Source organism: Streptomyces violaceoruber (genome assembly GCF_033406955.1).
Lineage (GTDB): Bacteria > Actinomycetota > Actinomycetes > Streptomycetales > Streptomycetaceae > Streptomyces > Streptomyces violaceoruber.
Window position 1 is genome coordinate 3,653,966 of the sequence record NZ_CP137734.1, and the last position, 25,149, is coordinate 3,679,114.

The following is a 25,149-nucleotide window of genomic DNA, read 5'->3' on the forward strand; positions in this document are numbered from 1 at the left end:
ATGGACGAGGCCCTGGTCAGGAGCCTCACGCCCGGCGTGCTGACCGTCCTCGTCCGCCGCGGAGCCGACTTCGCGGCGGCCGAGGACGCGGTCCAGGACGCGCTGGTCGAGGCGGTCCGCGGGTGGCCGGCCGATCCGCCGCGGGATCCGAAGGGGTGGCTGGTCACCGTGGCCTGGCGGCGGTTCCTCGACGCGGCCCGCGCCGACACCGCCCGCCGGCGGCGCGAGGACCGGGTCGATGAGGAACCGGTGCCCGGGCCGGCCCCGGACGTGGACGACACGCTCCAGCTCTACTTCCTGTGCGCGCATCCGTCCCTGACGCCGTCCGCCGCGGTCGCGCTCACGCTGCGCGCCGTCGGCGGGCTGACCACCCGGCAGATCGCCCGGGCCTACCTGGTGCCCGAGGCGACCATGGCGCAGCGGATCAGCCGGGCCAAGCGCACCGTGTCCGGTGTCCGGTTCGACCGGCCCGGTGACGTCGCCACCGTGCTGCGCGTCCTCTACCTCGTCTTCAACGAGGGCTACTCCGGTGACGTGGACCTCGCCGCCGAGGCCGTCCGGCTCACCCGGCAGCTCGCGGCCTCGGTCGACCACCCGGAGGTGGCCGGGCTGCTGGCGCTGATGCTGCTCCACCACGCGCGGCGGTCGGCCCGGACCGCGCCTGACGGGAGTCTGGTGCCGCTCGCCGAACAGGACCGCGGCCGGTGGGACACCGCGTCGATCGCGGAGGGCGTACGGATCCTTCAGGCGGCGCTCGCCCGGGACCGGCTGGGCGAGTTCCAGGCCCAGGCCGCCATCGCCGCCCTGCACGCCGACGCGCCGACCGCCGGGGAGACCGACTGGCCGCAGATCGTGGAGTGGTACGACGAGCTGGCGCGCCTGACCGACAACCCCGTCGTCCGGCTCAACCGCGCGGTCGCCGTCGGGGAGGCCGACGGGCCGCGCGCCGGACTGGCGGCGCTCGCGGAGCTGGACGGCACGCTGCCCCGCCACACCGCGGTGGCGGCGTACCTGCACGAGCGCGACGGCGACGTGGACACGGCCGCGCGGCTGTACGCCGAGGCGGCCCTCAAGGCACCCGCGCTCGCCGAGCGCGACCATCTGACCCGCCAGGCGGCCCGCCTCAACTCCCGTCGCCGTGGGCGCCGGTGACCGGGGCGCCGGCGGCCGGTGCGGGCGGACCGGGCTCTCCCGGCGCCGCGTTCACGTCGGCCGGCCGGCCGCCCGGGTGCCGCAGGGCGCAGAAGTAGCCGATCGCGAGGGCGACGGCCATGCCGTAGAAGACCCACTGGTTGGCCTCGGCGAAGTCCAGGCGGATGGCGGGCATCGCGTCCCGCATGGCCGTCTCGGTCGGGCCGTCGCCCGTCGGGGTGCGGGTGTCCGCGTTGCCGGTGATCGCCTCCGTGACGTCCCGGGCCATGGAGCGCCGCCCGTCCGGCGGCACTCCGCGCGCCCGGAGGGTCTCCTCGACCCGGTCGGTCATGCCGTGCGTCAGCAGGGTGCCGAAGACGGCCAGGCCGACGCTGGCGGCGTAGTTGCGGACGGTCTGGGTGATGCCGGTGACCTCGCCGTAGGAGGAGTCGATGGAGCGGTTGACGGCGTCCGTCGACGCGGGGGCGAGGACGAAGCCGATGCCCGCGCCGGCGAGTGCGGCGTAGGGCCACTGGTCGTGCATGGACAGGTCGGTGAGCTTGCCGGCCCACAGCGCGAAGCCGACGGCGCCCAGCGCGCAGCCGATCCGCAGCGCCGGGCGGGCGCCCCGCTTGTCGAGGATGCGGCCGCCCCACTGGGAGGCGATGGCGAACCCCGCGAAGACGTACAGCAGGTACAGGGCGGCCTGGTTGGGTGAGGCGCTGAGCGAGACCTGGGCGTAGACCGAGGCGAAGAAGAACAGCGGGACGAACGCCAGCATGGCGAAGAAGAGCACCAGCGCGTCCACCGTGAAGGCGCGGTCGCGGAAGACCGCGAGGTTGACCAGGGGGTGGCGGGTGCGCAGTTCGTAGCGGCAGAAGACGTAGAGGACGGCGAGGCCGCCCGCGATGCAGACCCAGGTCGCCGCGTTGTCCCAGCCCCAGACCGCCGACTGCTGGAAGCCGAGCACGCTCAGGCCCATGCCGGCGACGATCAGCAGCGCGCCCCGCACGTCCAGCGGCTCCCCGCGCCGGCGGTCGGGGATGCCGGCCAGCGCCGTCAGGACCAGCGCCGCGATCGCCACGGGGACGTTGACCCAGAAGATCGCCCGCCAGGTCCACGCGGTCAGCCAGCCGCCGAGCAGCGGGCCCACGGCGGTCAGGGCGCCGGTGAGGCCGAAGAAGAGGGCGAGCGCGCGGCCCCGGCGCTCCACCGGGAACACGGCGACGACCACGGCGAGCGCGGCCGGGAAGAGCAGCGCGGCGCCCAGGCCCTGGGTGGCGCGGAAGACGATCAGCCAGGTCAGCGCGTAGTCGCCGGAGGGCACGCAGCCGCACAGGACCGAGGAGACGACGAAGACCAGGGTGCCGAGCACGACCACGCGGCGCGGGCCCCACAGGTCGGCCAGGCGGCCACCCAGGGCGAAGAAGGCGGCGAGGGCCAGCAGGTAGGCGTTGATCACCCACTGCATGCCCGAGGCCGACAGGCCCAGTTCGGAGACGATGTCGGGGGCCGCGATCGAGACGATCGTCTGGTCGATGAACGTCATCGCCACCGCGAACATCATGGCGGCGAGGGCCAGCGGCTGGGAGGTGGCACGGCGACCGGCACCGGGCATGCTCCGGTCCCGCTTCGTTGGTGATCCGCTCACCCGGCCAGTCTGCGCTCGCGCCGGTGCCCCCGCATCCGCGCGCTCCGGGCGCGGGACCCGGGCCCGGGCGCCCCCCTAGGGGCGGCGTCCGTACTCCGCGAGGGCCGGTGTCAGCAGGTCGAAGGCCCGGGGCGCCTCCCGCGCCAGCACCTCGGCGATCTCCGGGTTGGCGCGGCCCGCCAGGGTCAGTTCCTGGATGCGGTTGAACAGGACGCGGTGGACCCCGCCCAGCAGAGCCGCGGCCGTGCGCGGGGTGATGTCGTCGGGCGGGGTGTCCGTGGTGCCGGCCAGGGCCGCGGTCAGCGCCTCCTCCCGCCGGTCGTGCAGGCCGCGCAGGCACGCGGTGAGGGTGGGGCTGTCGGCGATCATGCGGGTGAAGGCCTGGCCGGCGAAGCCCGCGACCGGGTCCTGGGCCGCCACCGCCGCCAGGAAGGCGTGGCGCAGGGCCGTCAGCGGGGTCTCGCCGGCCCCGCGTGCCGTCACGGTGGCGGCCAGGGCGGCGACGAACTCGTCCTGGTGGTCCAGGGCGAGGTCCTCCTTGCGCGGGAAGTAGTTCGTCACGGTCTTCTTGGCGACCCGGGCGGCGTCGGCGATCTCCGCGATCGTCGTGTGCTCGAAGCCGCGCTCGATGAAGAGCCTGGTGGCGTGGTCGGAGATCAGCTGCCGCGTCTCGCGCTTCTTGGTCTCGCGCAGGCCCGGCGCAGGGGTGGTGTTCTGATCCATGGGCGAATCTTACCTCGGTAGTATTTTTATGTTGACGGTCAAAGTAGCCCTTGAGAAAAATTACCCTCGATGAACGAAATCAACGAGAGCTACGACACCGACTCCGTGCGGGAGTTCACCGTGAGCGACGCGGACGCCGGCCCCTACGCGCTCGCCGAGGGACCGGACGGCGCCCTGTGGTTCACCCTGGTCCACCGGGGCGCCGTCGCCCGCCGGGACCCGGACGACGGGCGGGTCACCGTCCATCCGGTCGGCGACGGGCCGACGGTGATCGCGCCGGGACCCGACGGCGCCCTGTGGTTCACCGAGTACCGGGCGCACCGCATCGGCCGGATCACCCCCGAGGGCCACTACGCGTCCTTCGCGCCCCTCACCCCCGAGGGCGGGCCGTTCGGGATCACCGCGGGGCCGGACGGCGCCATGTGGTTCACGCTCTCCTCGGCCGACCGGGTCGGCCGCGTCACCATGGACGGCGAGGTCACCGAGCATCCGGCGCCCGGCGCCTTCCCGTCCGCCCTCACGGCCGGGCCGGACGGCGCCCTGTGGTGCACGCTCAACCAGGGCAACGCCATCGGGCGGCTCACCCCCGAAGGCCACGGCACCGCGTATCCGCTGCCGACGCCGGGCGCCGCGCCGGTGGGCATCGCCGCGGGACCCGACGGCGCCCTGTGGTTCACCGAGATCGGGGCCGGGCGGATCGGCCGGATCACCGTGACCGGCGACCTCACCGAGTACCCGCTGTCCGACCCCGCGGCCCGGCCGCACGCGGTGACGGCGGGGCCCGACGGCGCACTGTGGTTCACCGAGTGGGGCAGTGGCCGGGTCGGCCGGATCACCGTCGACGGCCGCGTCACCTCGTACCCGCTCTCCCGTACCGACTGCGAACCGCACGGCATCGCCGTACACGACGGCGCCCTGTGGTGCGCCCTGGAAACCGGCTCCCTGGCCAGGATCCAGGTCCCGGCCTGACCGCACCCGCGCACCCGCCCGCACCCGTATCCGCTCCCGGAAGGACACACTCGTTTGACCGACTCGACGCACTCCCCCGCCCCCGGCGCCGCCGCCGAGTTCGACCGGCAGGTCCGCACCCTGGTCGCGCTCGGCTACCCGGCGCTGTCCGGCCGTACCCCGGAGCGGTTCGCCGAACTGGTGGCGCCGCTGCGCGCCGAGGCCGTGGCCCGCACGGACCGGGCCGCGTACGCGGCGTACGAGCCCGCCGCGACCGGCCGGGTGCCCTTCGTCCTGGTCATCGGACGCGAACTCGCCCCCGTCGAACGGACCATGCCGTTGACCACGCTGCGCGGCGGCCGGCTGCCGGGGTTCGTCGACCGCAGCTTCGAACCGGGCTCCCTGGCCCGGTTCGTCGCCACCGGTACGACCCGTCCGCCCGGGCGGGACGGAGTCCACCTGCTGTTCGACGTCGAGCGGGGGGAGGAGTTCTGCGGGGCCGTGCCGGGCGACGCGCTGGCCACCGTCGCGGAGCGGGGCCGCACACCGCTCACCGTCGAGGAGGGCATCGCCCTGCTGACCCACGTGCCGGAGGTGCTGGTCAAGAACAAGTGCTTCTCGCTGGGCGGTTCACGGTGCGGCGACCGCCGGGTACCGGCGCTGTGGATCAGCAAGCGCGCCCCGAAGCTCGGCTGGTGCTGGGAGGGCAACCCGCACACCTGGCTCGGCATGGCGTCGGCGGGGGCGCGGCACGCCTGAGCACGGTCAGTGCGTCGCTCCGTCACCGCGTCGCTCCGTCACCGCGTCGCTCCGTCACCGCATTGCTCCGTCACTCCGTCACGCCGGGGTGCTCGGCGTGGCGCCGGCCCCTTGCTGGTAGCGCAGGAGCAGCATCGCCGCGTCGTCGTGGTGGGGCCCCGCCGCGTGCCGGACCAGGTCCTCGCGCAGGGCGTCCAGGGCGCGGTGGATGTCCGGGTCCTTCAGGAGGTGGGCACGCTCGGCGAGCGGGTAGAAGCCGCCCCGCTCGTCGCGGGCCTCCGTGACGCCGTCGGTGTAGAGGAGCAGTTGGTCGCCGGGGCGGAAGGGCACCGGGAAGGGGTCGGGGCCGGGGCCGCCGTGCGCGGCCAGGCCCAGCGGCAGGGCGTACGCGGGCGGCTCCGGGAAGTCGGCGGTGCCGTCGCCGTGGACGAGCAGCGGTGCCGGGTGGCCGTAGTTCAGGAGGACGACCCGGTGGTCGTGGCCGATCTCGGCGAGGATCGCGGTCACGAACTTCTCGTCCTCCAGCTCCCGGGCGACGCTGCGTTCGAGTCGTTCGCCGAGTTCGACCAGGTCCTCCTCGTCGTACGCCGCCTCCCGGAAGGCGCCGAGGACCCGGGCGGCGGTCTCCACCGCGGCCAGCCCCTTGCCCTGGACGTCGCCCACGATCACCCGGACACCGTGCGGCGAGGCCACCACCTCGTACAGGTCGCCGCCGATCCGGGCCTCCGCGACCGCCGAGGTGTAGGAGACGGCCGCGTGCAGCGGGCCCGCGGTCAGCGGCACCGGGCGCAGCAGGACCCGCTGGGCCGCTTCCGCGATCGAGCGCACGCTGGCCAGCTCCGCCTCGCGGCGCGAGCGCATCACGGCCGCCGCGATGCCGACGCCGGTCACACCGGCCACCGACAGCATGGCGGTGTAGCCGCGGGGGCGGTCGAAGAGCCCGTTGTACATGCCGAGGCCGACGCAGAGCAGCAGCGCGGCCAGTCCGATCACCGCGGTGCGCCGCCAGCCGCCGACCAGCGAGCCGAACGCCGGTCCCAGCGACACCAGCGGCAGCAGGCCCACCCCGGGGCCCATGGTGAGGTCCACGACGGCGACCACGGCCATGGCGGCGACGGGCGTCCAGGAAAGCACCACCGGACCGGACGGCGACTTCTTCACGGTCATGACTACTCCGGTGTCGCAGCGCTCAAGAGCCGCCTCATCCCTGTCCTCAGGCGCCCTCCCCAGCCTCTCACCCTAGGCAAGGGAGGGTGCGCGCAGGAGTTCGCGGTCGGTCCTTAACCCAATCGAGGCCGAGCCGCGCCCGCCGGCCCGCACGTCACGCCGACCGCACGTCACGCCGACCACACACCACGCCGACCGCACATCACGCGGACCGTACCGCCGCCCGGGTCGGCAGCAGTCCCCCGTCGGGCGCGCCCCGCCGGCTCGCCGCCGTCAGCGTGAGCGTCACCGTGAGCGAGGCGAGCGCCATCACGGACATGGCCGTCGCCGGTGAGGTGAACTGGGCCACCGTGCCCGCCAGGACCGCGGCGAGGCCCTGCATGGTGAGCATCCCGGCGGAGTGCAGCCCGAGGGCGTGCCCGGAGAGTTCGTCGGGGGTCAGGGTGACCAGGCGCTCCTGCTGCACCAGGCTCGCGCCGAAGCCCACCGACGCCAGGCCGACCAGGACGGCCGTCAACGGCAGCGGCGGACGCAGGAAGAGGACGAGGTACGGGGCGGCCAGCAGCACCAGGAGCGGGATGCCGAGCCGCGGACGCAGCCGGGCGGGCAGCAGCCGGCCGATCGTCACGTCCCCGGCGAGCATGCCCAGCGCCCCACAGGCGAACAGGGTGCCCGCGGCGCGCGGGTCGTAGGAGACGAACAGCGACTCGCAGCCCACGACGAGGCCGTTGGGCACCCACAGGGCCAGGTACACGTGGCGGCGCGGACGGGCCGACCAGAGCAGGGAGTTGGCCCGCCAGGTGGCCCGGACGGAGGGGCGGCCGGCGACCCGGGGCGGCCGGCGGGTCAGGCGCAGGGCGAGGGCGGCCGAGGTGCCGTACAGACCGGCCGCGAGCAGCAGGCACAGGCGCGGCGACAGCAGGACCACCAGGACGCCGCCGGTCGCGTAGCCGGCGATCTGCATGAGGCCGCTCATCATGTTGAAGAGCGAACGCCCGGTCAGGTAACCGTCCTTGGCGAGGATCTCGGTCAGCAGGCCCCAGCGGACGCCGCCGCCGAGCGAGGCGATCAGCCCCTCGACGAGCACGATGACGAGCATCGCCCACACCGGCAGACCGGGCAGCGCGAGGGCCGCGGTGGCGGCGGCGAAGGAGAGCGAGAGGCCCGCCAGCGTCGCGCGGGGCGGCAGCCGGTCGGCGCCGGAGAGGAAGAAGGTGGCGCCCAGCACCTGGGCGAGCGCCGGGCCGAACATGCTGACCGCGGACAGCAGCGGCGATTCCGTCGCCCGGAACACCAGGGTGCCGAGCGCGAGCCCGCTCACCGTCTGGGCGGCGATGTTGGCGGAGGAGGAGAGGAAGAGGGGGCTGAACTCGGGGGTGCGGAAGAGGTCCGCGTACGTCCTGCGGGGTGTGTCCGGCATGCGGGGAGTGTGGGGTGGGCGGGAGACCGGCCGTTATTGTTTCGCGTGGACGCGAAAGGTCACGAGGGGCGCGAAGGTCACGAGGGACGCGAAAGGTCACGCGGGGCGCGGAGGGCGACGGGCGTATGGGCTGGTGGGAGATCAACGCCGACACCCTCGCGCGCGGCCGTTTCGTCGTGTCCCCGCTCGACGAGACCCTCGCCTGTCTGAAGATGCTGCACGCGGGGGTCGCCGGGCACCCCGGTGAGCGGGCCTGGCTCGACACCCACCGGCCCGCCCATCTGCGCCGCATGGCGGCCGACCCGGTGACCGCGCTGCTGGTGTCCTCGGGCCTGGGCCGGGAGTGGAACGCCGACTTCCTCACGCCCACCCCGGTCGAGGGCCAGAGCTTCGCGGACGGCGTCGCGCGGATCCGGGCGGCTCGCCCCGAGGTGGCACGCGCCGACCTGGCCGTCTCCCTGGGCGGGACGCTCCCGGCGGCCCTGGACCGCGACGACCTCCCGGAGCGGGCCGCCGCGCTCCTCGAGGAGGTCTGGGCCGAGGCGGTACGGCCGGACTGGGACCGGCGCCGCCGGGTGCTGGAGGCGGACGTCGTCGCGCGGACCGCGCAGGTGAGCCGGGGCGGCTGGGCGACGGTGCTGGACGCCCTGCGGCCCGGCACCCGCTGGCTGGGCGACAACCGGCTCCAGATCAACCTGAACCCGTACCCGCCGCGCGAGCTGTCCGGGGCCGAGCTGCTCCTCGTGCCGATCACCCCGCAGCGGCACGGCTGGGTGGCCTGGGAGGAACCGGAACGGTACGCGATGGTCTACCCGTGCGCGGGCGCCCTCGCGGACGACGGCGCCCGGCACGTGCCCGCCGCCCTCGGCGCGCTGCTGGGCCCGGCCCGCGCGGGCGTGCTGACACTGCTCGGCACCCCCATGAGCACCAGCCAGCTGGTCGGCGTGACCGGGCAGGGCCTCGGGTCGGTCGGACGGCACCTGCGGGTGCTGTTGGAGGCGGGGCTGGTGGAGCGCCGCCGCGCGGGCCGCTCGGTGCTGTACTCACGGACACCGGCCGGGGAGGTCCTCGTCGAGGCGGGCGCCGGGAGCGGTACGGGGCCGGGCTAGGGGGTGTCGTTCGGATCGGGCCGGCCGCGGCCGACGGTGCCTTGTGGCCGACCCGAGTGAGGGCTGGTGCGTGCAGCTGCAAGGCGGAGGAGGGCGACAGGGCGGAGCCCCGGCAACCGACGACAACGCCGCAGATGTGGGTGCCAGACCCCGCGACCCCGGCAAGATCCAAACGGCACCCCCTAGCATCCTGTGCATGACGAGCGCACCGAACACGCGGAACGACGACAACCTTCCCCTCGACGTCGAGATCGGCGCCCTCCAGGGCGGGGCCGCGGACCTCTCGCAGTACGCCGGCCGGGTCGTGCTGGTGGTCAACGTGGCCTCCAAGTGCGGGCTCACCCCGCAGTACGCCGGCCTGGAGCGACTGCACGAGCGGTACGCGGAGCAGGGGTTCACCGTGCTGGGCGTGCCCTGCAACCAGTTCATGGGCCAGGAGCCGGGCAGCGCCGACGAGATCGCCGAGTTCTGCTCGGCGACCTACGGGGTCACCTTCCCGATGACCGAGAAGGCCGAGGTCAACGGCGAGGGCCGGCATCCGCTGTACGACCGGCTGACCGGCTTCGCGGACGCCGAGGGCCACAGCGGGGACATCCGCTGGAACTTCGAGAAGTTCCTGATCGGGCGGGACGGCAAGGTCGCCGCCCGCTTCTCGCCGCAGACCGAGCCGGAGGCGGCCGAGGTCGTGGCGGCCGTCGAGGAACGCCTCGCCGGTTGACCTTGCCCCTGGGGCAAGGCCGAGCCTCTCCTCGCCGGGCGGAACAGCCGCCCGGCGACGGAGGACGACGACGTGGACAACGGCGTGGACGACTACGTGGACGACTGCGTGGACGACGGCGCGCACGACGCGTTGCTGACCATCGGCGCGTTCGCCGCGCGGGCCCGGCTGTCGGCCAAGGCCCTGCGGCTGTACGACCGGCTGGGCCTGCTGGCGCCCGCCCACGTGGACGAGGCGACCGGCTACCGCTACTACCGGGCCGGGCAGGCCGAACGCGCCCGGCTCGTGGCCCTGCTGCGCCGGCTGGACATGCCGCTCGCGCGGATCGCCGAGGTGGTCCGCGCGGACGGCGACCGGGCGGCCGGTCTGCTCGACGGCTACTGGGCGGACGTGGAGGCCCGGGTGGCCGGTCAGCGCACGCTCGTCGCGTATCTCCGTGGACGACTGTCGGGAAGGGATTCCGAGGTGTACGGAGAGTTCGTGGTCGAGACGGTGGACGTGCCCGAGCAGGTGGTGATCAGCGAGACCCGGCACACGCTGGCGAGTGAGCTGCCGGCCTGGATCGGCGCCTCGCTGGGCCGCCTGGAGGAGGCCGCCCGGGGCTGCGGGGGTGTGACGGCGGCGCCGTACGTCGTCTACCACTCGGACGTGTCGATGGAGAGCGACGGCCCGGCCGAGTCCTGCGTGCCGGTCGCCGACGGGGCGGCGGCGCGGGCGTGGAGCGAGGAGCGGGGGCGGGCCTGGCAGACGCGGGTGCGGGTGGAGCCGGCCGGGCGGCTGGCCTACACCCGGATCACCAAGGCCCAGGTGGCGTATCCGCAGATCCTGGCCGCCTTCGGGGCGGTGGAGGAGTGGATCGCCGCGCACGGCCTGACGGTGGCGGGGCCGTGCCGCGAGGTGTACTTCGCCGACTGGGAGGCCGCGGGTCCCGGGGACCCGGTGTGCGACGTGGCGTTCCCGGTGAACTGAGCGGAACCGGGCCGGCGGGCGCCCTCTCGGCAAGGTCGGCGAACTGGTCGAGAGGGCTCCGTCGGTGGTACCGGCGGGTGGCGCGTGGCGGCGTTACTCCTTGACCGAGGTCACGAAGGCGGTCCACGCGTCGGCGGGGAACGCGAGGACCGGTCCGCCGGTCACCTTGGAGTCGCGGACGGCGAGTGCCGCCACGAGCGGTGACCTGACTTCGACGCACGCGCCGTTTCCTCCGGAGTAGGAGGACTTGGTCCACGATTCCTGGGCGCCCTGAAGAATTGCCATGTCTGCTCCGATGGCGAGTCGCGAGTGTGGTTTACGCCAATGACGTTTGATCTTTGGCGTGATCGACGCTACTCGCTGGCCTTCCCGTACGGAGCAGCCATTCACTCGTCTGGATGGCATATTCCAGGCGAGTCTTCCAGTACATCGCGGCAGGGGGTAACATGCCGCACCGCTCAGCGTGCGTACTCCTTCGCCACGTCCTCGATGCGCTGCCGGGACTGCTCCACGTTCAGGGCCTGGGCCCGCAGATGCTCGTACATCACCGTGTACTTCTGCACGTCCGGCGCCTTCTCCAGGTACAGGTCGCTGGTCACGCCCTCGATGTACACCACGCTGGAGTCGGCCGTGTCGGCGAACTCCAGGATGGAGTACTGGCCGTTGATGCCGGGGTGCGCCCCGACGTCGAAGGGCAGCACCTGCACGGTGATGTGCGGCCGCTGCGACATCTCGGCGACGTGCTCCAGCTGCTCCCGCATCACCTGCCTGCTGCCCACCGTCCGTCGCAGGCAGGCCTCGTCGAGGACCACCCACAGCCGCAGCGGGTTGTGGTCGGCGGAGATCCGCTCCTGCCGCCGTATGCGGACCTGCACCCGTTTCTCCACGTCGGCGACGGAGGTCTCGGGCAGCGCGCCCTGGATGAGGGCCTCGGCGTAGGGCCGGGTCTGCAACAGGCCGGTGATGATCTGGGGTTCGTAGGTCCGCAGCGACTCCGCGTCGGTCTCCAGGCCGATGTAGACGCTGTACGGGATGTCCCCGAAGGCGTGCCACCAGCCCTGCTGGCGCGAGTCCTTCGCCATCTGCATCAGCGAGTCGACGATCCGCTGGTCCTCGACCTCGTACACCCCGCACAGGTCGCGGACGTCCCGCTGGCTGATGCTGCGCCGGCCGTTCTCCAGGCGGCTGATCTTCGACTGGGAGACCAGCAGCCGCTCGGCGACCTCCTCGGCCGTCATGCCCTTGAGCTCACGGAGCCGGCGCAGCTCCTGGCCCAGCCGACGCCGCCTTACGGTGGGATTGACACTCGACGCCACGGGACGTGCACCTCCGGCTGCGTGACTCATACTTGCCACTTTGTGTATCTGCTGCTGAGCAGACTGCCACCAAGGTGCTTTCTACCGCTGGGAAACGGTCGATATGCGCCGCGTACACGCCAGTTCGGGGCGCCACCCCCGCATGCGGCCGCGCGGGGCGGCGGAACCTTTCCGCGGTCCGGGTGGGCCGGACCCGCGGTCGGTTCCGCCGCCCCGCGCGGACCTGCGGCTCCCGTGACCGGGCTTGGGGACTGGCGGTGCGGCGGTGCTGTGGTGCGGTCGTGCGGGTGCTGCGGTGCGGTGCGGTCCGGTGCGCCCGTCGGGCTAGTGGACCGCCGCCCGCGCCATGGATCCGTGGCGCGGTTGCGCCGGAACGCCGCGGGCGGGTTCCGGGGCGGGCCTGGCCCCCGGTCCCGGGGCCTGGCGGCCGGCCGGGGCCGGGCTGCGGCGTGGCTGTGCCGCAGCGCCGTTCTGGACGTCCATCACCGCGTGCGCCACCAGACCGCCCATGGGGTCGTGCCTGATGAGGTCCCGCAGCCGGGACCGCGACGAGCGTCCTTCGTTGCCCGGGTAGAGGTGCTTGCCGAGTCCGACCGCGTGGGCCAGCGCGGCGAGCGCCGCGGTCCGCGGGTCCGGCGGGACGCCGGTGCGGATCGCCGAGTCCAGCCGGGCCTTGATCTCCCTGCTGATCGCCGTGTCCGTCGCCTGGTAGCGAGTCGTCGGCAACACCCCGCACATCTGGCCCTCCACGGCATGCACCATGCCGCATCGCTCCAGATGCGAGAGATAGGTCTGGCGCAGCCCCAGGCGGGGCCCGCCTATCCAGTTGACCGCCCGTACGGGAGCGCCACGCCTTCGCAGCAACTCCAACGCGCAGTCCAGTGTTGGATCTCCTGTCGGCCGTGGGGCCACCACGGCGATACGATCCCCGTCTGGGGCTATCCGTCCGGCCAGCGCCAGCTCCACCAGCTGTGCTCCGGCCAGACCGAGGTCGAGCGACTGCGGCTGTGCGGTGGTACCCGTGGTCGGGTCCAACGCCAGCAGCAGAAGCTCCTCCGGAAGTGTTCTGCGGCTCCTGCCCATCCATGCCTCCCCGCGTGGATGACAGACAGGGTGACCCCTCTCACATTGGTCTGTCGAGGGTGCGTGACCGCTTCGTAGTGGAACCAGTAGGTATGTCGTTCTCGTCTTCCGCGTGGGTTCCACCCGTACACAGGACACTGGTAAATGGTTTCGGTACGGGTTCGGCAGCGCGCACAGGACGTGCGGCGCATGGAGGAGGCATCGGTGGCGGGCGAGTCCCCCGACAGTTCGAAGCAGCGCGAGTCGTCGGAAGAACCGACGTCGGGGAGCGCGGGTCCGGTTCCCGAAGCCAGGACCGAGGCGAGCGAGCGGCGTGATCCGCGGCTGGCGGTGGCCCGGGAGGACGCGAAGCGCTCCGCGGGGTCCGCCGGGTCCGGGTCCGGTGGCATCGACACGGCGACCCGGGTGCTGTCGGTCCGCGAGACGGGGCCGGAGGCGGAGGCCTCCGGCGAGGACGACGCCGCCGGGGCCGACGCGTCGTCGGACGCCCCCGTCGCGCCGGAGAGGTCCGAAAGCCCCGACGGCTCCGAGGGCGGCGACGCGGCGCCTACCGCGGGGAGCGACGGCCGGCTCAGGGACGCCGTCGCGGCCTGGGTGGCCACCGCGGACGAGCGTGCCGCCGCCAACGCGCGGCTCGGGGACGCGCCGGACGCGGAGGAGTCTTCGCGGAACGGCGACGAGGACGACGAGACCGAGGCGCCCGAGGGCGCCGGGGACGCGCCGAGCCGTGAGGCCGCCGCCCCGCAGGACACCGAGAGGGCCGAGCAGGCCGACGGGGACACCGACGACGACGCGGGCTCCGCATCGGACGGGGCCCAGGGATCGACCACCGCAGCCGACCCGGGCACGGACGCCGAAGCCGGCGCCGCCCCCGACTCGGGCTCCGGCACGGACGCGACCCCGGCCCCGGCCCCGGACACGAAGCCGGACCAAGAGCCGGACGCGGACTCCGAACCAGCCCCCGACGCGCAGGCGGCATCCAGCCGCGACGGCGACGCCGACGACGACACCGGCGGCGCCGCCCCCGACTCGGGCTCCGACGCGGACGCCACCCCGGCCCCGGACGCGAAGCCGGACCAGGAACCGGACGCGGACTCCGAACCGGCCCCCGACGCGCAGGCGGCATCCAGCCGCGACGGCGACGCCGACGGCGACGACGGCCCCCCGCCGGTCGATCAGCCCACCGCCGTGTTCAAGGCGCCGCGACCGGGCAGGCCCGCCGTCGATCAGCCGACGACCATGCTGAAGCTGGGGGACGCCGCCTCCGCGGCGAAGAAGGCCGGGCAGAAGTCCGGGCAGAAGAGCGACGGCCCCGCGCGGTCCGAGGGTGACGCCGAGCGGACCAGCAAGTTCGTGGCGCTACGGAATCCGGACGACCCGGCCAACCGCCGGCCCCCGGGGACCGCGCAGTCCGCGCCGGCCGCCGAGGCGCCCAAGGCCCCCGCCACGGAGCCCAAGGGACCGCAGGCGCCCCGTACGGGGGTGACCGCCGCCAGGTCACACGTCGGGCCCGACCGGACCACCCAGCAGCCGCTGCCGCCCAAGCCGCCGCTGGACCTGCTGGCGGAGCTGACGAACACGCCGCCGCCGCCGGAGACCCCGCTGCGGACGACGGTGCGCCGGGTCAAGATCTGGACGCCGCTGGTCATCCTGCTGGTGATCGTCTTCGGCGTCGTGCAGTCCATGCGCCCGCTGCCCGCGCCGACCCTCGACCTCACGGCGCAGGACAGCTTCTCGTTCGACGGCGGCAAACCGCAGATCCCGTGGCCGGAGAGCGGTCAGGCCGCGCTCGACGTGCAGGGCATCGGCTCGTTCGGTTCGTCCGGCGACCAGAAGCCCGTGCCGATCGCGAGCGTGGCCAAGGTCATGACCGCGTATCTCGTCCTGCGCGACCACCCGCTCAAGAGCGGCGCCGAGGGCCCGAAGATCAAGATCGACCAGGCGGCGGAGGACCAGTCGCAGGCCGGCCAGGAGTCGACGGTCGACGTCTTCGCGGGCGACTCGATCTCCCAGCGCGAGGCCCTGCAGGCCATCCTGATCGCGTCCGCGAACAACGTGGCGCGTCTGCTCGCCCGCTGGGACGCGGGGTCGGAGAAGGCGTTCGTGGAGAAGATGAACGGCGCCGCCAAGGACCTCGGCATGACCAACACCACGTACACCGACCCGTCGGGGCTGAACAACACGACGGTGAGCACGGCCGTGGACCAGGTGAAGCTGGCCAAGGCCGCGATGAAGGAGCCCGCCTTCCGCGAGGTCGCCGCGATGATGTCGTACAACGACTACAAGGGCGAGAACCACGGCAACTGGAACCAGCTGGTCGGTCACAACGGCGTCGTCGGCATCAAGACCGGCACCACCACCTCCGCGCTCGGCAACCTCGTCTTCGCGGCGAAGAAGGAGGTCGGCGGCGAGACCCGGACCATCGTCGGGGCCGTGGTGCGCCAGCCGGACGTCGGCGGGGGCATCCTCGACGCCGCGCTGGACGCGAGCGACGAGTTGATCCGGGCGGCGCAGGACACCCTGAAGTCGTCGACGATCATCAAGAAGGGCAGCGTCGTCGGGTACGTCGACGACGGCCTCGGCGGCCGGACGCCGGTCGTCGCCTCGCAGGACGTGAAGGCAGTCGGCTGGGGCGGGCTGACCGTGAAGCTGACGTTCACGGCGGACGAGGTGCCGCACACGGCGAAGGCCGGGACCAAGGTGGGCACCCTCACGGTCGGCGACGGCGGCACCAGCGGCGCGGTGAAGGTGCCGGTGGCCCTGGGCAGCGACCTCGTCGAACCGGGGTTCACGGACAAGCTGACCCGGCTGGGCTGACGGCCGGCCCGTCCGGGCCGCGGCCACGCCCCGCGCTCCCCGCCCCCGCGGTCACCCGGCCGCGGGGGCGTCCGCGTCCCCGGAGGTGCCGAAAGGGAGGAGGCAGCGGTGCGGCGGCGCGTGCTAGCGTCGCCAAACGGGGCAGTCGCCGGTCGCGGGAACGGGACACGGCCCAAAGAAGAAGACGGGACACGGGGAGTGCCTTCAGGTGGCCACTGCGGAGCCGACACGCGCCGACGACGCCGATCCGGGTTCGGGAGCCGACCCGCGACCACGCGTACCCGCGCCCCGCAGGGACGACGGTGAGTCCCTGCCTGCCGGGCGGCGGCCGCCCGCCGAGCGGGAAGCGCCCTCGGCGGTGAACGCCGCCTTCCTGGCCCTGCGCGAGCGCATGCTGCGCCATCCCGTGCTGTCCGTGACCGCCCTGGCCGGGGTGCTCCACATAGCGTGGTTCTTCACGTTCGCGAACAGCGGCGGCGACCTCGCGGCGCAGGACGCGTGGGCCGAGTTCGTCGGCCGGCACCCGGCCTCGGCGTACAACCTCGCCTGGTACGGCGGCATGCACCCGGTGTCGTACAGCGTGATCTCGCCGTACCTGATGTCGGTGCTCGGCGTGCGCACCACGATGATGATCGCGGGCACGGTGTCGGCCGGGCTGCTGACGATGGTCCTGATCCGCAGCCGGGTGGTCCGCAATCCGCTGTGGGCGTCGCTGGCGGGGCTCTTCGCGCTGCTGGGCAACGCGGTGTCGGGGCGGGTGACGTTCGGGCTCGGCATGATGTTCGGTCTGGGCGCGGTGGCCGCGGTGTTCTGCTGGCCCCACCGGTGGCGGCACGAGCGCTGGGCCAAGGGGCTGTGCGCGGCGCCGCTGGCCGCGCTGTCCACGATGGCCTCGCCGGTCTCGGGGCTGTTCGTGGGCCTGGTGGCGGTCGCCCTGTTCCTGCAGAAGCGCCGCCCGGGGGCCTGGGCGCTGGGCGTGGCCCCGAGTGTGGTCGTCGCGCTGTCGGCGGTGCTGTTCCCCTTCTCCGGCACGCAGCCGATGGGGTTCGGCTCGACGGTGCTGCCGATCGTGTACTCGGGCCTGATCTACTGGCTCGTGCCGAGCACCTGGAAGACGGTGCGGATCACTACGGCGGTCTACGGCCTGTCCGTGCTGCTGGTCTGGCTGATCAGCTCGCAGATCGGCTCCAACATCACGCGCCTGCCGATGCTCTTCGCCGGGGTGGCGCTGGTCGCGGCACTGCCGTTCACGGTGGTGAAGTCGCGCAAGTGGTACGCGCTGGTGGTCGCGATCGTCGGCTTCGTGGGCTGGATCGGCTTCAAGTCGGCCGACGACGCCGTCCACACCCAGCCCGCCGCCTCCTGGGCGCGCGAGCTGGCGCCGCTCGTCAACGAGCTCCAGGAGGTCGGCGCGGGGCGGGGGCGGGTGGAGGCCGTGCCGGCCCGCTCCCACCGGGAGGCGTCGGCGCTCGCGCCGTACGTGAACCTGGCCCGCGGCTGGACCCGGCAGGCCGACATGGAGCGCAACCCGCTCTTCTACGACGACACGCTCAACTCGGCGAACTACCACGAGTGGCTGAAGCGCTGGGCGGTGCACTACGTGGTGCTGCCCAAGGGCGAGCCGGACGGCGACGGCGGCAAGCGCGAGCGGGAGCTGCTGCAACGGGGCCTGCCGTACCTGAAGCAGATCTGGGGCGACGCCAACTGGCAGCTGTTCCAGGTGCTCGACCCGACGCCGCTGGCCGAACCCGACGCCGTCGTCCGGCAGGCCGAGCAGGACGAGTGGACCATCGACGTGAAGGAGCCCGGCCGCATCCTGATCCGGATGCCGTACTCGCCGTGGCTGAGCCTCGTCGACGAGGAGGGCAACAAGCTCGAGCCGCCCCGGGAGACGGAGGCATCCAAGGACGCCCCGGAGGGCACGCCGAAGACGTACGACAACGTCAACGGCTGTCTGACGGAGACCGAGGAGACCGCCGACGGCGACGTGTGGACGACGCTCGTCGCGCCCGAGGCGGGCACCTACCGGCTGTCGGCGCCGTACGGCCTGAAGCGGGGCACACCGTGCCCGGACGAGCTGAAGTAGCGGACCGGACGGCCGGCCCCGGCCACCGGACACCCTCGCTGACGTTCATGTAGGTGAACGCAGGTCAGTAAGCCGAACCTTTTTACTCCCTCTTGACCTTCCGCTTCCTTGTCGTGCCCGCGTCGTCGCACCCACGATGAGCGGGCACTTCGCGGCCTGCCACGCCCCTACCCCGCTCGTGCGAAGTGCCAACCAGCTGAGCGGAGTTCACAAGGCGGACCCCGGAAGGGGGCACATGAACGGTCTCGACTGGTCCGTGCTCATCGGCTACTTCGCCGTCATGGTGGCGATCGGTGTCTGGTCGCACAAACGCGTCGACGACGTCAGCGACTTCTTCACGGCCGGCGGCAAGATGCCGTGGTGGCTGTCCGGCATCTCGCACCACATGTCGGGCTACAGCGCGGTGATGTTCACCGGCTACGCCGGCATCGCCTACACCTACGGCGTCACGTCCTTCGTGACGTGGTCGTTCCCGATCGCACTCGGCGTCGCCATCGGCTCCAAGCTGTTCGCGCCGCGCATCAACCGGCTGCGCTCCCGGCTGCACGTGGCCTCGCCGCTGGAGTACCTGAAGAACCGGTACAACCTGCCCACCCAGCAGGCGCTGGCCTGGTCCGGCATGCTGCTGAAGATCGTGGACGTGGCCGCGAAGTGGGCGGCCATCGCCACGCTCCTGTCGGTCTTCACCGGCATCACGCTCAACCAGGGCATCCTGATCACCGGCGTCATCACGGGCATCTACTGCACGATCGGCGGTCTGTGGGCGGACGCGCTGACGGAGCTGGGGCAGTTCATCATCCAGCTGCTGGCCGGGGTCGCGATGTTCGTGGCCGTCGTCATGAAGCTCGGCGACCACGGCGGCTTCTTCGGCGTCTGGGACGAGCCCGCCCTCCAGGGCCACGGGAAACCGCTGGTCGGGCCGTACGGGACGGTGTTCCTGCTGGCCTTCCTCTTCATCAAGCTCTTCGAGTACAACGGCGGCATGCTCAACCAGGCCCAGCGCTACATGGCCACGGCCAACGCCCGCGAGGCCACGCGGGGGGCCCGGCTGTCGGCGGTGCTGTGGCTGGTCTGGCCGTTGGTGCTGTTCTTCCCGATGTGGATGTCACCGCTGCTGGTGGAGTCGCAGAAGGCGGACGGTTCCGACTCCTACGCCCTGATGACCGAGCAACTGCTGCCGCACGGGCTGCTCGGCCTGGTCATCGTCGGCTTCTTCTCGCACACCATGGCCATGTGCTCCTCGGACGCGAACGCCATCGCGGCCGTGTTCACCCGTGACGTGGCGCCGGTGCTGTCGAAGCGGGCGCGCGGCTGGGGACAGCGGTCCGGGCTGCTGGCGGCCCGGCTGACGACGGTGATCTTCCTCGGTCTCTCGATGGCGGTGGCGACGCAGGTCGACTCGCCGACGTTCAAGGACATCATCACCGTCGTGATCAAGTGGGTCGCCGGGCTGATGGGCCCGATCGCGATCCCGATGATGCTCGGTCTGCTGCGGCCCTTCCGCCGCTCGGGCCCGACGGCGGCGCTCACCAGCTGGGGCCTGGGCCTGGTGGCGTTCTGGCTGGTCAACTACCCGATCAACTGGAGCGTGGACGGCGGGGTGCCCCTGGAGTACCAGGTCTCCGTCCCGCTGGCGGTCTCGCTGGTCCTGTACATCGCGATCGGCTACCTGAAGCCGGAGGACACCCCGGAACGGCTGGCGATCATCGAGCGCGTCAACACGGACGGGGACGGCGACGCCGCCGGCGCGGCGGCCGCGATCCCGACGCCCGCGGGCGGGGTGGACGACGCGGTGGGCCGCAGCCGGGTGGGCGACTAGGGCCTGTCCGGCGGATCAGGTCGCAGGAAAGACGCGGCACCTCATTGTCGCTGGTGAGCGGGGTCTGGTGCGTGCAGCTGCAAGGCGGAGGAGGGCGTCGACGCGGAGCGTCGGCAACCGACGACAACGCCGCAGATGAGCGTGCCAGACCCCGCGTCTGCGGCATGATCCGCCGGACAGGCCCTAGGGGAGTGTCGTTTGGATCAGGCCGGCCGCGGCCGACGGTGCCTGGTGGCCGACCCGAGCGGGGTCTGGTGCGTGCAGCTGCAAGGCGGAGGAGGGCGTCGACGCGATGGGGGTACCCCGCGCGAGCGCAGTCGAGCGTGGGGGAGTCGGCAACCGACGACAACGCCGCAGATGGGCGTGCCAGACCCCGCGTCTGCGGCATGATCCGCCGGACAGGCCCCGGGGCCCGCCTGGGGAAGGCCGCCCGGCCGGTGACCGCGATCGTGGTCACCGGCCGGGCGGTTCAGCGCAGTTCCTGGATGCGGATCTGGTTGCCGGCCGGGTCCCGGAAGGCGCAGTCCCGGATGCCGTACGGCTGCTCGGTCGGCTCCTGGACGATCTCGGTGTTCCCGGCGCGCACCTTCTCGAAGGTGCCGTCGAGGTCCTCGGTGGCCAGGAGGATCCATCCGTAGGTGCCCTTGGCCATCATCTCGGCGATGGTGCGGCGCTCGCCGTCGGTGATGCCGGGGTCCACGGCGGGCGGCGACAGGAGCAGCGAGACGTCCGGCTGGTCGGCCGGTCCGACCGTGATCCAGCGCATCTTGCCGTTCCCGACGTCCTTGCGGACCTCGAAGCCGAGGACGTCCCGGTAGAAGGCCAGGGACGCGTCCGGGTCGTCGTGCGGAAGGACGGTGGTGTGAATGCTGATGTCCATGGCTGCCACGCTAGCCGGGGCGCACGGACCACCGCTTCTCGAAACGTGACTGTTCCGCCGGGGCTACGCCCGTGGGTACCGCGTCAGCCAGCCGGGGGACGAGCCCGCCGGGCCGTGCAGCGCGGGGCCCTGGGTCATCTCCATGGCGAAGTCGTCGGCCAGTTCCAGGACGGTGGGGCGGCCCTCCAGCTCGGCCAGCCAGGCCGGGGGCAGCGCCGTCTCGCCGTGCAGCGCGCCGAGCAGGCCGCCGGTCAGGGCACCGGCCGCCGCCGAGGCGCCGTCGTGGTTCACGGCGAGCCGCAGCCCGTGCCGTACGTCCTCGCCGACGAGGGCGCAGTACACGGCGGCGGCGACCAGGCCCTCCGCCGTGCCCGCGCCGATCAGCCCGGTCACCCGGGCCGGGCTCGGCAGCCCTTGCCGTACGGCGCCCAGCGCGTGCTGCAGGGCGTCCGTCACGGGCTCGTGCCCCGGCCGGGCGACGAGCAGTGCCAGGGCCCGCTGCACGGCGGCGTCCAGGCTCTCGCCGCGCGCCAGCCCGTGCACGATCACGGCGTACGCGCCCGCCGCCAGGTAGCCGGTGGGGTGGCCGTGGGTCTGCGCCGCGCACTCCACGGCGAGCTGGGCGACCAGCTGCGGCTCCCAGCCGACCAGGAGTCCGAACGGCGCCGAGCGGGCGGCGGCCTCGGGGCCGCGCTCGCCGGGGTTCTTGGGCGCCTCGGGGGTGCCCATCGTCTCGTCGCCGAGACCGAGCAGCAGCGCGCGCGGGGCGCCCCGGCGGACGTACAGCCACTCCTCGTGGGCCAGCCAGCCGTCGTCCTTGCGCCGCAGGTCGGGCCCCCAGTCGCGCTGGGTGGCGACCCAGCGCCGGTAGGCCCGGTGCAGGTCGGTCGGCGGATGCCAGGCGCCGGTGTCGCGTCGCACCTGGGCGCGGATCAGCCCGTCGACCGAGAACAGGGTGAGCTGGGTGAGGTGGGTGACGGCACCGCGCCGGCCGTGGGCGGCGGCCAGGTCGGCCAGCCCTTCGGGGCCGTGGGCCTCCCGGATCGCGTCGAGGGCGAGAGGGTCGACGGGCGAGCCGAGGGCGTCCCCGACGGCCACGCCGAGCAGCGTCCCGCGCACCCGGCTGCGGAAGTCCTGCTGCTCGGCACGCCCCCAGACGGCACCGGCTGTCCCGCCCACCCGGACCTCCCCTCGGCACTGCCCACACCACTGTCCGTACGTACGACGTCCAGCACTGTATGCGAACAGAAGTGGTCGGTCAGGGCCGGAACGGTGTGGAAACGTTCACGTGCGGGCGCACACCAGGCGGCAGCAGCGGACGAAGTCCCGGACGACGGGGTCGGCGTCGTCCGCGGGGTCCCAGGCGACACCGACCCGGCTGGGACCGACCCCGGTGACGGGGCGGTGGACGACGCCGGGACGGGTGTAGAAGCGGGACGCCGACTCGGGCGCGAGGGCCACGCCGTAGCCGTTGGCGATCGCGGTGAGCCAGTCGTCCGGCTGCGCGGTGACGGCGCCGACGCGGACCGGGTGGCCGTCGCGCTCGTCGGCGGCCAGCCAGTACGCGCGCCAGGGACCCGTCTCGGGCGGGGCGGCCACGAAGGGCTCGTCCAGCAGTTCACGGAAGTCGATCGTCTCGCGCCCGGCCAGCGGGTGCGCCTCGGGCAGCACGACGCAGCGGGGCTCGCTGAACAGCTCCACCACCCGCAGCGCCTCCTGGCCGGGGAACGGCAGCCGTACCAGGGCGACGTCGACGTCCGAGCCGGCGAGCCCGGCGGACGGGTTCGACCACGAGGCCTGTCGCATCTCGGCCCGCCAGCCCGGACGGCGCCGGGCGAACTCGGCGATGATCGGCTGCGTCGCCTCGTTGGCCGCGCTGGCCAGGAAGCCGACCCGCAGGACGCGGTCGGCCCGGCTCCCCGCGGCCCTCGTCTCGCGCAGCGCCGTCTCCCACCCGGCCAGGAGGCCGGGGACCCGGGCCGCGAGCGCCCGGCCCGGCTCGGTGAGGGCCATGCCGTCGCGGGAGCGCGTGAAGAGGGCCGTGCCGAGTGCGGACTCCAGCCGGCGGATCTGCTTGGTCAGCGCGGGCTGGGAGACGTACAGCCGCTGAGCCGCCCTGGTCAGGCTGCCTTCCTCCGCCACAGCCGCGAAGTACCGCAGCAATCGGGTGTCGACGTCCATTCCACCAGGTTATAGACGCAGGTATTGGACGTCGCGGCGGGCGGGGATGAGGCTGGACGCAGGTTGCTGCTGGAAGGGGAGCCCGTGTTCACCGCTTATGTGGTCGTCGGTGTCGCCGCGATCGTCGCGCATGCCGGGATCGCCGTCGCGGACCTGCTGCGTGCCCGGTTCGTCCTCGCCAACTCGGCCGAGGTGGGGGTCCCCGCGTCGTGGCTCCCGTGGCTGGCCGGTCTCAAGGCGGCCGGTGCCGCCGGGCTCCTGGCCGGCCTGCTGGGCGCCGGGCCGCTCGGGACCGCGGCGGCGGCCGGTCTCGTCCTCTTCTTCGCCGGCGCGCTCGCCGCGCACGTCCGCGCCCGGGTCTTCCACAACATCGCCTTCCCCCTCGGCTACCTGGCGCTCAACACCGCGGCGCTGGTCCTGGGGGTGGCCGCGTGAGCGGGCGGGGCGTGAGCACGGCGTGAGCGGGCGCGCGGCGGTCAGCGGCCCCGGGCGGCGCGCCAGGCGTCGGCGAGCGCGTCGAGGTCCCCCCGCCGCTCGTTCCGCAGGTCCCGCGCCTCGCCCGACCGAGGGTCCAGGAGGTGGCCGAGCGGGCGGGCCCGCCACCGGAAACCCACGTCTTTCCACAGGGCCGCGATCTTCTCAGCGGCCCGCCGGTACGCGGCCTCGCCCATGGGAGCGTCCGGGAACTCCGTGGGGTGGGTGGCCGCGAGGACCGCGCAGCAGCCGTCGGCCAGGGTCCAGACGGCCTCGGCCGCGAGGACCGGCCCGAGGCCGAAGCCCCGCCAGGCGGGGTCCAGCCGTATGTCGAAGAGGACGAGCAGGTCACCGTCGCAGGACGTCATCGCGTCCCGGAACTCCTGCCGGTAGCCGCCCCGGCCGAGGTCGTAGACGCCGAGGACCAGGTTGGACAGGCCGGTGTCGTAGGCCTGCGCGTCGGAGAACGGGAAGGGGCTGAACCGCTCGTCCATCCGCAGCCGGAAGAGTTTCATCGAGCCGATCTCCGCAGACCGGCCCGACCGGACGGACACGTGCCATTCGTCGAAGCCGTTCTCGTCCCCCGCCGAGCCGACGAAGTGCCATGTCCGGTACTCCAGGTTCAGCCGGCGCGGGTCGCCCGGCAGTTCGTCGGCGGAACGCTTCGGGGAGATCACGTTCCGGACCCTACCCACTCGCCGTGCCACCGGTTTCGGAATAGTGCTGCCATGACCAACATCCCCCGCAGCACCCTTTTACTCGCCTCCACCGTGCTCACCGCGGTCCTCGCCCTCTACATCGCCCTGGTGGCCCTCGGGAACATCACCGACTTCGACAACAACCAGCAGTACGTGCATCACGTCCTCGCCATGGACACGACGTTCAAGGACGACGACCTGATGTGGCGGGCGATCACGAGCAAGGGCCTTCAGGACACCGCCTACGTGGCGATCATCGTGTGGGAGACCGCGGCCGCGCTCGTGCTGATCTGGGCGACCTGGCTCTGGATACGCCGGCAGCACGCTCCCGCGCGGCGCTTCACCACCTACGGCACGCTCATGCTGATGCTGCTCTTCGGCGCCGGTTTCCTCGCGATCGGCGGGGAGTGGTTCGCGATGTGGCAGTCGGAGGACTGGAACGGGCTGGACGCGGCGACGCGGGTGCTGCTGTTCAGCGGCGTCGTACTGATCGTGGCGCACCTGCCGTCCGGCGAGGCGGAGGCCACGAGATCACAGTGACCCACGAGACGACAGTGACCCACGAGACCACGGTGACCTACGCGACCACGGTGACCGTCGTGCCGGACGTGCCGAAGTCCCAGAGCGCGTCGCCGTCCGCCTTGGGCAGCCGTATGCCGCCGGTCTTGGCGCCGTCGGCGGGCGGCGGCGGGGAGGAGCCGTCCACGGCGTTGGAGAAGGCGACCCAGACGCCGTCCTCCTGGGTGAAGTACATGATCTGCTCGATCCTGACCCCGTCGGAGCCCGTCGTCGGGTCCTGGCGGCGGGTGCCGACGCTGTACTTGCCGGGGTCGGGGTCGACCGTGCCCGGCCACACCTTGAAGGAGCGCCGGGTGGCGTCGCTGGCGTCGACCAGCCACACCCGGTCCTCGCCGACCGAGTAGACGACGCGCCGACCGGTGCCGGAGCCCTCCGGCACCGGGGCCGGCGCGGTCTCCTTCGGCGTGGGGTGCGCGTCCGCGGACGCCGACGGTTTCGGCTTCGTCGCCGCGGCGGTGGGCTGGGGCCCCTGGTCCGCCTGCACGGCCAGCACGGTCACCGCCGCGATCGCGCCCACGGTCAGACCGGAGACCCACGCCCATGAGGGAAGTCGGGCAGGCACGGGCACGCATCTCCTCAGCTACGAGAACCCCGACACACCGGGGGCCCGATCATCGTACT

At 73.1% G+C, this 25,149-nt stretch carries 23 protein-coding genes; 11 read left to right on the plus strand and 12 right to left on the minus strand.

Annotated features, from left to right (window positions below; all coding sequences use genetic code 11):
• On the plus strand, positions 1–1,152 hold the full coding sequence (locus R2E43_RS16170; protein ID WP_332056305.1) for an RNA polymerase sigma factor: 1,152 nt from the start codon (positions 1–3) through the stop codon (positions 1,150–1,152).
• Here R2E43_RS16170 and R2E43_RS16175 read toward each other — a convergent pair.
• A complete protein-coding gene (locus R2E43_RS16175; protein WP_003974530.1) occupies positions 1,124–2,749 on the minus strand; it encodes an MFS transporter in 1,626 nt (541 codons plus the stop codon). The two genes, R2E43_RS16170 and R2E43_RS16175, sit on opposite strands and share 29 nt — an antisense overlap.
• Positions 2,750–2,857: 108 nt before the next feature.
• The gene (locus R2E43_RS16180; protein WP_332056306.1) at positions 2,858–3,505 is read right to left on the minus strand and encodes a TetR/AcrR family transcriptional regulator; all 648 of its coding nucleotides are present in this window, start codon (positions 3,503–3,505) and stop codon (positions 2,858–2,860) included.
• A gap of 69 nt (positions 3,506–3,574) precedes the next feature.
• On the opposite strand from R2E43_RS16180, the gene R2E43_RS16185 reads away from it, so the two are divergent.
• Together R2E43_RS16185 and R2E43_RS16190 are read left to right on the plus strand one after the other, a co-directional pair.
• Entirely contained in the window at positions 3,575–4,474 is a 900-nt protein-coding gene (locus tag R2E43_RS16185; RefSeq protein ID WP_003974532.1) for a Vgb family protein, read from the plus strand.
• A gap of 54 nt (positions 4,475–4,528) precedes the next feature.
• Positions 4,529–5,212 (plus strand): DUF5701 family protein, encoded by a 684-nt coding sequence (locus tag R2E43_RS16190; protein WP_003974533.1) that lies wholly within the window; start codon positions 4,529–4,531, stop codon positions 5,210–5,212.
• Between the two features lie 78 nt (positions 5,213–5,290).
• Here R2E43_RS16190 and R2E43_RS16195 read toward each other — a convergent pair whose 3' ends face one another.
• Together R2E43_RS16195 and R2E43_RS16200 are read right to left on the minus strand one after the other, a co-directional pair.
• Complete coding sequence (locus R2E43_RS16195; protein ID WP_011029660.1) at positions 5,291–6,379, minus strand: PP2C family protein-serine/threonine phosphatase; 1,089 nt, start codon at positions 6,377–6,379, stop codon at positions 5,291–5,293.
• 202 nt (positions 6,380–6,581) lie between these two features.
• Positions 6,582–7,799 carry an MFS transporter gene (locus R2E43_RS16200; RefSeq protein ID WP_332056307.1) on the minus strand — a complete coding sequence of 406 codons (1,218 nt, stop codon included), beginning with the start codon at positions 7,797–7,799 and terminating at the stop codon, positions 6,582–6,584.
• Between the two features lie 125 nt (positions 7,800–7,924).
• Between R2E43_RS16200 and R2E43_RS16205 the strand changes: the two genes are divergently transcribed.
• The 3 genes from R2E43_RS16205 to R2E43_RS16215 all read left to right on the plus strand — a co-directional run bounded on the left by R2E43_RS16205 (position 7,925) and on the right by R2E43_RS16215 (position 10,595).
• On the plus strand, positions 7,925–8,908 hold the full coding sequence (locus R2E43_RS16205; protein WP_003974536.1) for an ArsR/SmtB family transcription factor: 984 nt from the start codon (positions 7,925–7,927) through the stop codon (positions 8,906–8,908).
• A gap of 196 nt (positions 8,909–9,104) precedes the next feature.
• Complete coding sequence (locus R2E43_RS16210) at positions 9,105–9,626, plus strand: glutathione peroxidase (RefSeq protein WP_030867293.1); 522 nt, start codon at positions 9,105–9,107, stop codon at positions 9,624–9,626.
• A gap of 72 nt (positions 9,627–9,698) precedes the next feature.
• Positions 9,699–10,595 (plus strand): MerR family transcriptional regulator, encoded by an 897-nt coding sequence (locus tag R2E43_RS16215; protein ID WP_016326923.1) that lies wholly within the window; start codon positions 9,699–9,701, stop codon positions 10,593–10,595.
• A 93-nt stretch (positions 10,596–10,688) separates the two neighbouring features.
• Here the strand turns inward: R2E43_RS16215 and R2E43_RS16220 are convergent, their stop codons facing one another.
• The 3 genes from R2E43_RS16220 to R2E43_RS16230 all read right to left on the minus strand — a co-directional run bounded on the left by R2E43_RS16220 (position 10,689) and on the right by R2E43_RS16230 (position 12,994).
• On the minus strand, positions 10,689–10,880 hold the full coding sequence (locus R2E43_RS16220) for a DUF397 domain-containing protein (RefSeq protein ID WP_003974539.1): 192 nt from the start codon (positions 10,878–10,880) through the stop codon (positions 10,689–10,691).
• A gap of 173 nt (positions 10,881–11,053) precedes the next feature.
• Positions 11,054–11,911, minus strand: coding sequence for a helix-turn-helix domain-containing protein (locus R2E43_RS16225; RefSeq protein ID WP_003974540.1), 858 nt, complete (start codon positions 11,909–11,911; stop codon positions 11,054–11,056).
• A 324-nt stretch (positions 11,912–12,235) separates the two neighbouring features.
• Entirely contained in the window at positions 12,236–12,994 is a 759-nt protein-coding gene (locus tag R2E43_RS16230; protein WP_003974541.1) for a GOLPH3/VPS74 family protein, read from the minus strand.
• Positions 12,995–13,183: 189 nt separating this feature from the next.
• Here R2E43_RS16230 and R2E43_RS16235 point away from each other — a divergent pair, with 189 nt between their 5' ends.
• The 3 genes from R2E43_RS16235 to R2E43_RS16245 all read left to right on the plus strand — a co-directional run bounded on the left by R2E43_RS16235 (position 13,184) and on the right by R2E43_RS16245 (position 19,716).
• Positions 13,184–15,811 (plus strand): D-alanyl-D-alanine carboxypeptidase, encoded by a 2,628-nt coding sequence (locus tag R2E43_RS16235; RefSeq protein WP_319129401.1) that lies wholly within the window; start codon positions 13,184–13,186, stop codon positions 15,809–15,811.
• 208 nt (positions 15,812–16,019) lie between these two features.
• The gene (locus tag R2E43_RS16240) at positions 16,020–17,897 is read left to right on the plus strand and encodes an MFS transporter (RefSeq protein ID WP_003974543.1); all 1,878 of its coding nucleotides are present in this window, start codon (positions 16,020–16,022) and stop codon (positions 17,895–17,897) included.
• Positions 17,898–18,132: 235 nt separating this feature from the next.
• Entirely contained in the window at positions 18,133–19,716 is a 1,584-nt protein-coding gene (locus R2E43_RS16245; RefSeq protein WP_011029652.1) for a sodium:solute symporter family protein, read from the plus strand.
• 469 nt (positions 19,717–20,185) lie between these two features.
• On the opposite strand, the gene R2E43_RS16250 is transcribed toward R2E43_RS16245, so the two are convergent.
• The 3 genes from R2E43_RS16250 to R2E43_RS16260 form a co-directional block, all read right to left on the minus strand.
• Positions 20,186–20,596 (minus strand): VOC family protein, encoded by a 411-nt coding sequence (locus R2E43_RS16250; RefSeq protein ID WP_003974546.1) that lies wholly within the window; start codon positions 20,594–20,596, stop codon positions 20,186–20,188.
• Between the two features lie 63 nt (positions 20,597–20,659).
• On the minus strand, positions 20,660–21,775 hold the full coding sequence (locus tag R2E43_RS16255; protein WP_003974547.1) for an ADP-ribosylglycohydrolase family protein: 1,116 nt from the start codon (positions 21,773–21,775) through the stop codon (positions 20,660–20,662).
• Between the two features lie 105 nt (positions 21,776–21,880).
• Complete coding sequence (locus R2E43_RS16260; protein WP_332056308.1) at positions 21,881–22,777, minus strand: LysR family transcriptional regulator; 897 nt, start codon at positions 22,775–22,777, stop codon at positions 21,881–21,883.
• 84 nt (positions 22,778–22,861) lie between these two features.
• Between R2E43_RS16260 and R2E43_RS16265 the strand changes: the two genes are divergently transcribed.
• Positions 22,862–23,212, plus strand: coding sequence for a DoxX family protein (locus tag R2E43_RS16265; RefSeq protein WP_030867274.1), 351 nt, complete (start codon positions 22,862–22,864; stop codon positions 23,210–23,212).
• A gap of 41 nt (positions 23,213–23,253) precedes the next feature.
• Here R2E43_RS16265 and R2E43_RS16270 read toward each other — a convergent pair whose 3' ends face one another.
• Positions 23,254–23,928 carry a hypothetical protein gene (locus R2E43_RS16270; RefSeq protein WP_003974550.1) on the minus strand — a complete coding sequence of 225 codons (675 nt, stop codon included), beginning with the start codon at positions 23,926–23,928 and terminating at the stop codon, positions 23,254–23,256.
• 51 nt (positions 23,929–23,979) lie between these two features.
• On the opposite strand from R2E43_RS16270, the gene R2E43_RS16275 reads away from it, so the two are divergent.
• Entirely contained in the window at positions 23,980–24,489 is a 510-nt protein-coding gene (locus tag R2E43_RS16275; RefSeq protein WP_003974551.1) for a DUF2165 domain-containing protein, read from the plus strand.
• A 37-nt stretch (positions 24,490–24,526) separates the two neighbouring features.
• Here R2E43_RS16275 and R2E43_RS16280 read toward each other — a convergent pair whose 3' ends face one another.
• Entirely contained in the window at positions 24,527–25,090 is a 564-nt protein-coding gene (locus R2E43_RS16280) for a hypothetical protein (protein WP_189284288.1), read from the minus strand.
• Positions 25,091–25,149 lie beyond the last annotated feature (59 nt).

Bases quoted from the DNA above. Each gene is read 5' to 3' on its own strand.
- R2E43_RS16170 (WP_332056305.1), top strand. From the start codon at position 1: ATGGACGAGGCCCTGGTCAGGAGCCTCACGCCCGGCGTGCTGACCGTC.
- R2E43_RS16175 (WP_003974530.1), bottom strand. From the start codon at position 2,749: ATGCCCGGTGCCGGTCGCCGTGCCACCTCCCAGCCGCTGGCCCTCGCC.
- R2E43_RS16180 (WP_332056306.1), bottom strand. From the start codon at position 3,505: ATGGATCAGAACACCACCCCTGCGCCGGGCCTGCGCGAGACCAAGAAG.
- R2E43_RS16185 (WP_003974532.1), top strand. From the start codon at position 3,575: ATGAACGAAATCAACGAGAGCTACGACACCGACTCCGTGCGGGAGTTC.
- R2E43_RS16195 (WP_011029660.1), bottom strand. From the start codon at position 6,379: ATGACCGTGAAGAAGTCGCCGTCCGGTCCGGTGGTGCTTTCCTGGACG.
- R2E43_RS16200 (WP_332056307.1), bottom strand. From the start codon at position 7,799: ATGCCGGACACACCCCGCAGGACGTACGCGGACCTCTTCCGCACCCCC.
- R2E43_RS16205 (WP_003974536.1), top strand. From the start codon at position 7,925: ATGGGCTGGTGGGAGATCAACGCCGACACCCTCGCGCGCGGCCGTTTC.
- R2E43_RS16210 (WP_030867293.1), top strand. From the start codon at position 9,105: ATGACGAGCGCACCGAACACGCGGAACGACGACAACCTTCCCCTCGAC.
- R2E43_RS16220 (WP_003974539.1), bottom strand. From the start codon at position 10,880: ATGGCAATTCTTCAGGGCGCCCAGGAATCGTGGACCAAGTCCTCCTAC.
- R2E43_RS16230 (WP_003974541.1), bottom strand. From the start codon at position 12,994: ATGGGCAGGAGCCGCAGAACACTTCCGGAGGAGCTTCTGCTGCTGGCG.
- R2E43_RS16235 (WP_319129401.1), top strand. From the start codon at position 13,184: ATGGAGGAGGCATCGGTGGCGGGCGAGTCCCCCGACAGTTCGAAGCAG.
- R2E43_RS16245 (WP_011029652.1), top strand. From the start codon at position 18,133: ATGAACGGTCTCGACTGGTCCGTGCTCATCGGCTACTTCGCCGTCATG.
- R2E43_RS16250 (WP_003974546.1), bottom strand. From the start codon at position 20,596: ATGGACATCAGCATTCACACCACCGTCCTTCCGCACGACGACCCGGAC.
- R2E43_RS16260 (WP_332056308.1), bottom strand. From the start codon at position 22,777: ATGGACGTCGACACCCGATTGCTGCGGTACTTCGCGGCTGTGGCGGAG.
- R2E43_RS16275 (WP_003974551.1), top strand. From the start codon at position 23,980: ATGACCAACATCCCCCGCAGCACCCTTTTACTCGCCTCCACCGTGCTC.